1 protein-coding gene is annotated in these 625 nt (G+C 54.9%); it reads right to left on the reverse strand.

Annotated features, from left to right (window positions below; genetic code table 11):
* Window positions 1-625 (reverse strand): transposase (locus P3C29_RS32620; RefSeq protein WP_275966467.1); only part of this gene is annotated, 625 nt, incomplete at both ends.

The raw sequence follows: 625 nt of genomic DNA on the forward strand, positions 1-625 counted from the left end.
TCTTCGAGGATAAGACAGCCATGTAAAGGACACTTCGCACCTCAGCTCGACCACCCCATATCCGTCTACGTCCTTTGTAGAGACCGCTATCACAGTTAAAAGGGGCCACACCAACCAATGCAGCCACTTGTTTGCGATTAACCTTGCCCAGCTCCGGAACCATTGCCAGCAGCGAAAGTGCGAGCACATTGCCAACGCCCGATACCTCGCGCAGCAAATCATAATTGGCCTTCCAGGCCGGCGAAGCTTTGATCGCTTCGTGCAAGTCATCGTCTGTGCTTTTAAGGCGCTTTTGAAGCCAGACGATATGTGCCTTGATGTCCCGTCGAAGTGCCTTGAATACCGCCTGTTTCAGTCGAGACTCTTCCGCCACGATCATGTCGATGAGCTGGCGGCGTCGAGTCAGTAGATCCGCCAGTTCACGAGCGTGTTCATCTGGGATCTCCCGAATCTCGGGTTTGACCGCCTGGGCAAACTCAGCAATCACCTGGGCATCTAGAGCGTCGGTTTTCGCCAGCCTACCGGTCGCCTTGGCGAAATCACGAACCTGACGGGGATTGACAACAACAACGGGTAATCCAGCAGCACAAAGCTCGGCAGCGGCAAGCCGCTCATATCCACCAGT

It is taken from the genome of Pseudomonas sp. 1912-s (assembly GCF_029269205.1).
Taxonomy (GTDB): domain Bacteria; phylum Pseudomonadota; class Gammaproteobacteria; order Pseudomonadales; family Pseudomonadaceae; genus Aquipseudomonas.